This is a genomic window from Candidatus Obscuribacterales bacterium (assembly GCA_036703605.1).
Lineage (GTDB): Bacteria > Cyanobacteriota > Cyanobacteriia > RECH01 > RECH01 > RECH01.
The window spans coordinates 1-3874 of the sequence record DATNRH010000344.1; the positions used below are offsets into that span (position 1 = coordinate 1).

The 3874-nt window shown below is 50.4% G+C and carries 5 protein-coding genes; 2 read left to right on the forward strand and 3 right to left on the reverse strand.

Going from position 1 to position 3874, the window contains the following annotated elements; genetic code table 11:
* The first annotated feature begins 331 nt into the window (after nt 1-331).
* Together V6D20_07270 and V6D20_07275 are read left to right on the forward strand one after the other, a co-directional pair.
* The gene (locus V6D20_07270) at nt 332-688 is read left to right on the forward strand and encodes a DUF2442 domain-containing protein (GenBank protein ID HEY9815583.1); all 357 of its coding nucleotides are present in this window, start codon (nt 332-334) and stop codon (nt 686-688) included.
* A gap of 162 nt (nt 689-850) precedes the next feature.
* The gene (locus V6D20_07275) at nt 851-1351 is read left to right on the forward strand and encodes a hypothetical protein (protein ID HEY9815584.1); all 501 of its coding nucleotides are present in this window, start codon (nt 851-853) and stop codon (nt 1349-1351) included.
* 175 nt (nt 1352-1526) lie between these two features.
* Here the strand turns inward: V6D20_07275 and V6D20_07280 are convergent, their stop codons facing one another.
* The 3 genes from V6D20_07280 to V6D20_07290 all read right to left on the reverse strand — a co-directional run.
* Nucleotides 1527-2381: an ABC transporter permease gene (locus V6D20_07280; GenBank protein HEY9815585.1), complete on the reverse strand. Its 855-nt coding sequence runs from the start codon at nt 2379-2381 to the stop codon at nt 1527-1529.
* Between the two features lie 190 nt (nt 2382-2571).
* Nucleotides 2572-3321, reverse strand: a complete 750-nt coding sequence (locus V6D20_07285; protein HEY9815586.1) for an ABC transporter permease — start codon at nt 3319-3321, stop codon at nt 2572-2574.
* Nucleotides 3322-3538: 217 nt separating this feature from the next.
* Nucleotides 3539-3874, reverse strand: a 336-nt coding sequence (locus tag V6D20_07290) for a hypothetical protein (protein ID HEY9815587.1), incomplete at its 5' end; no start/stop codon positions are given.

Below are 3874 nucleotides of genomic sequence, written 5' to 3' on the forward strand. Positions count from 1 at the left end.
GACGTTTTGAAAAGTCGGACTTCTTAGAGAAACTCTGGGGTGGAGCGATCGGGGGCAGGGATAATAGCCATATCTCTAATCAGGTGATTCGCAGCAATGCCAACACTTTTAAGACAAGATGGATTTGAGATTCGGATGTACTTTAACGACCACGATCCACCGAATGTCCATGCATTTAAGGCAGGTGGGCAGGCAAAGGTTGAACTTGGTAGACTGGGAATAGTTCCTAGTCTCTTGCTAGTTCAGGGAATGAGCGAAAAAGATACGAAAAAGGCGATCGCAATCGTAACGGAGCACCAAGCAGGACTCTTAGCAAAATGGGAGGAATTCTATGGTTGAACCCAGTGTAGACAATTCAGCTTTCCAGCAGCAGTTTGAACGGGCGCAATCGGCAGCTAGTCAAGCCAATCGCGCCGAACCCAGAGCCATTTCTGCGGTCTATGATTCAGCCTTAGGGCTGGTGACCATTCAATTGCAAAGTGGGGCGATTTTTAGCTTTCCAGCGGCGATCGCCCAAGGCTTAGCAGGAGCCGAGCCAGACGCCTTAGCCCAAGTGGAAGTAACCCCCATGGGAGATGGATTGCATTGGCCGACCCTAGATGCCGATTTCAGCGTGACAGGGTTGTTGGCAGGCATGTTTGGCACCCCACGGTGGATGGCCGACTTGCAGCAACGGCAGGCATCCTAGGAGGCGATCGCTGCTCATCCATCGTGATGCCCTCAAGATAATACTGGGATCTACGTACCATCTGGTAGTCCTGGATCTTAGCCACTAAAGGCAGGCCATTGACTCAACGCCAGAGCATGACCCTCTCCCTCAGTCCAAGCAGCCTAGACTACAATAACGGCTATGAATCAACCCATCCAAAACTGTTACTGGATTGTCTCAGGAGCATTCCTAGCCGGTGAATATCCCAGAGACAAAGACGACCAAACCTCCCGCAACAAACTGGGCAGATTGCTAGACAGCGGCGTGACCACCTTTATTGACCTAACCGAAGCCGATGAAGGACTCCTGCCCTATGCCCAGTGGCTAGGCACCGCCACCCACCATCGCTTTCCTATTCAGGATGTATCCGTACCCTCCTCTCCCCAGATAACCCAAGATATTCTAGACACCATCGACCGCGCCATTGACCGAGGAGAACGGGTCTATCTCCATTGCTGGGGTGGAGTAGGACGCACAGGCGTGATTGTGGGCTGTTGGCTAGCACGCCACGGCCATGCCGGCCCAGCCGCCCTCGACCAACTCCATGACCTCTGGCAACAATGCCCCAAGTCACGCAGAAGGCGATCGCCTGAGACCCAAGAACAAGAACGCTACATTCTGAACTGGGAAGCTGGGAAATAAGCGCTACAAGCTGATCTGAATCAGATTGTCTAGTGGTGAGGGAACAGGAGTTCTAGCTCCCTTCTCCCTAGGGAGAAGGGTTGAGGATGAGGGCAAATCATCTATCGATTCAGCAATGCCGTCTTATTCGCACATTATCTGACCCCAACATCGCTTTGTTTGTGAGCCGCTACAGTTAGCGATCGCCAATAAGCACTTTTGATAGCCCAGAAACTCGTTCCATAATGATCATCAGCACTGCGGTAATGACAATTAGAACTCCAGAAATCGCCGCTGCTCGAACGTCGAGGTCATTTTCAATCATCGACCACATCCGAATAGGCAGCACTTCAGTCCGCGCATCCGAGAGAAACAGCGATACGGTGATGTTATCGAAAGACGTCAAAAACGCCATGAATGCGCCAATCAGGACACCTTGTTTGATCAAGGGCAACGTGACTTGCCAAAACGTATACTGAGGACTGGCCCCCAGTGCCACCGAGGCTTCTTGCAGAATCGATCCGAGTTGAGTCAAGCTAGCGAGAATGTTGCGAACCACATAGGGCGTACAAATTACTACATGACCGATCACAAGGGTCGCGATCGATAGGCGAACTCCCGTTAGGCTAAAAAAGGTCAAAATACCCAGTCCTACAGCCACGCCAGGCAGCGCTAAAGGCGACATGACGAGGGCATCCATGGCAGTGACCCAACGGGCGCGACTCCTGGCCATAGCTAAAGAAGCGCAAATACCCAATACAATGCAGATAATCGCCGTCATGGTTGCCACTTGAAAGCTTGTCCAAGCAGCAGCCTTCACTTCCGTAAACGTCAGGAGTGAAATATACCACTGGAAGGATAAACCGGGCGGAGGAAACTGGAGTGTTTGAGCAGAACTCAAGGATGCTAACAGAACAATTAGCGTCGGCACTGTTAAAACAATTAAGCTGAAGATGGCAAGTCCCCCCATGATCAGCCGGAAAGAAAGCTGATCCAGCCAGGTCAAATTACTGCGGATAGATCGATTTGAGCGAGAGGTTGAAACTGCCATGGGTCGTCTCCTGATAAGTCTGATCGGTTGAATAAGGCGATCGCCTCGTTATATCAAATCCGGCTAGACACTTTACCTGTTCAAAACCTGGGCATTACCCGGATGTCTTCATTCCTATGATTAAGGGAGCAGCACAGCAGGGCATCAAATGCAAAATATCCTAGCCATGAACATTCGACCGGATTGTATCTTACTTGATATATCGCTGAGTTCGCCGCCCAAAAGAACTGAAGCCAAACACAACGAGTAGTACCATAGCTAGCAAAATTGCGGAAACTGCTGCTGCGAATGGCTTATTCAGCAGAACAACGCCCTGTTGATAAATCAGCGTAGGCATGTACATGAGCTGCCCGCCCCCAATGATGGAAGGGGTGACAAAGGAGCTAACCGTCAGGGCAAATACCAACAGGCAGCCCGAAATCAAGCCGGGGAGCGTCAGCGGAAAGGTTACTTCCCAAAAAGTGCGCCATAAGCCACCGCCCAAACTTTTAGAGGCAGACGTTAAGTGCGGATCAATCTGGGACATTGAAGCCACAATGGGCAGCACCATCATGGGCAACCAAATTTGTGTCATCGCCATAACGACGCCCTGATGGGTAAAAAGGAGCTTTATGGGTTCATCGATTATGCCCAGCCCCATAAGTGCCCCATTAATTAACCCCTGACGCCCTAAAATAACAACCCAACCAAACGTCCGAACTACGGCACTGGTCAGAAGTGGCAGCATAATCAGGAAAGTCAGAATCCCTTTCCATTTGGCGGGTGAATAGGTGTAGAAATAAGCTACTGGATATCCGAACACCAAACAAGCGATCGTCACTTGTAGCCCGAGGAAAAAGGTGTCTACCAAGACCTGGACATAACCAGAATCGCGAAAAAACTCCAGATAATGGCCTAGAGACAGGCCTAATCCATTGGCTCCTTGAAAACTGGTGGTCATCAGAACAATAAGAGGAGCCACGTAAAATGCATGGAGGAATATCGCTAGGGGCAACGCTAACTGCCCCCGCTGAGGACGGAAAAAATTAGAGATATTCACAGCAAATCATCCTTGTCTGAGAGTCTGAGGGGGCGATCGCGAGTCAATCCAGCACAGGGCAACACCGGCAAGATGAATGATGCCGAGCATATCCCGACCGGCTTGACTGACTATGAACCTATGCTTGGATTTCCTGATCAAATCGCTCGATCCATTCGGTGCGTCGAGGATTGATTTCAGACCAGTTTAAGAATACGAGTTGGCTAAGCACCTCATCCATTGAGGTACCAAATTTTTCAGCTAAGAGGCCCGATAGTGCCACATTCTTATTCGATGGCAAGAAATAATAGGGTTCAGATGCCATGGCTGTTTGAACTTCTTCGCTGAGGGCGGCGTTGATGAAAGCGGCGGCGAGCTCAATGCTGGCAGCAGTATTTTTTACGATTTGCTGAGCCGGACGCAGGGCGATCGCTCCTTCTTGAGGCGCTACCCATTCAATATCAATCCCTTTGGC